Raw genomic sequence first — 1,280 nt, 5'->3', positions numbered from 1 at the left:
CATACAAGATTCCCACGTTACACCCGTGACAAGTATGGTGTCATCGATGAAATATATGGAGCCCATGTTTTCCCTGATGATGCTGCTCATAGAAGAGGAGAAAACCCGCAATATCTCTATCGCGTACGTTTTGAAGCCGAAGAGTTGTGGGGAGTCAAAGAGAAAGATGCTGTTTATGTCGATCTTTGGGAAAGTTATCTGGAACCTGTGTCAAACTAATCGTTTATAAAGGAGGAGTTCATTATGGCTGAAAATCATAAAGTAGATCCCCGATTCCCACATCACCATCCACGTCCGCAATCGTTTTGGGAGGCACGTGCAAACGCTATCGCATCACTCCTTATCGAGAAAGGGCTCCTTTCCACTGATGCGATCGACAGGGTTATCCATCACTATGAACATGAGCTTGGACCCATGCACGGAGCCAAGGTCGTTGCCAAGGCCTGGACAGATCCCGAGTTCAAACAAAGATTGCTGGAGGATTCAGAGACGGTATTAAAAGAACTCGGATATTTTGGTTTGCAGGGAGAACATATCAGAGTAGTGGAAAATACGGACACTGTACACAATGTGGTAGTCTGCACCCTATGTTCATGCTATCCTTGGCCCTTGCTTGGTTTACCGCCTTCATGGTACAAAGAACCGGCCTACCGGTCTCGGATTGTCAAAGAGCCAAGAAAGGTACTTAAAGAAGATTTCGGTTTAGATTTGCCTGATACAGTCGAAATTCGGGTATGGGACAGCAGTTCAGAAATACGATTTATGGTATTGCCGCAAAGACCTGCGGGTACGGAAGGAATGACGGAGGAAGAACTTGCAAAACTCGTTACTCGAGATTCCATGATTGGTGTCGCCGTAGTAGAGCCACCTAAGGCTGCTGTGCGATAGGAGGTAACCCATGAAAAACTGTGAGACTAATTCTACTGGTTCCATACTTGCGTATATGCCTGAGGAAGCCGCACCGCCCAGGAAAAACGGAGAATTACAATTCCAAGAGCCTTGGGAAAGCCGCGCTTTTGGTGTAGCTCTTGCGTTGTACGAGGAAAAGCATTATACCTCATGGGATGATTTCCGAGATCGCTTGATCGAGGAGATCGCCAAGTGGGAGAACTCTGAGAATAAGGATGAAGATTCCTGGAACTACTATGAGCATTGGCTAAAAGCCTTGGAGCGACTCGTGGTGGAAACAGGAATGTTGGACAAGCGCGACATTGATACCCGGGCCAACGAATTTCTCACTGGGCAACGAGATGAGGTTTTTTAATAAAAAAGCATGTAAC

3 protein-coding genes are annotated in these 1,280 nt (G+C 46.5%); all 3 read left to right on the top strand.

The window, feature by feature from the left end:
* A partial coding sequence (locus tag BMZ78_RS18390; RefSeq protein ID WP_139203379.1) for an SH3-like domain-containing protein occupies positions 1-219 on the top strand: 219 nt, incomplete at its 5' end.
* 24 nt (positions 220-243) lie between these two features.
* A complete protein-coding gene (nthA, locus tag BMZ78_RS18385; protein WP_093231813.1) occupies positions 244-888 on the top strand; it encodes a nitrile hydratase subunit alpha in 645 nt (214 codons plus the stop codon).
* Positions 889-898: 10 nt separating this feature from the next.
* A complete protein-coding gene (locus BMZ78_RS18380) occupies positions 899-1,264 on the top strand; it encodes a nitrile hydratase accessory protein (RefSeq protein ID WP_093231812.1) in 366 nt (121 codons plus the stop codon).
* Positions 1,265-1,280: the final 16 nt, after the last annotated feature.

It is taken from the genome of Thermoflavimicrobium dichotomicum (assembly GCF_900114055.1).
GTDB lineage: Bacteria > Bacillota > Bacilli > Thermoactinomycetales > Thermoactinomycetaceae > Thermoflavimicrobium > Thermoflavimicrobium dichotomicum.
This window is presented reverse-complemented; position numbering and strand designations above follow the sequence as displayed.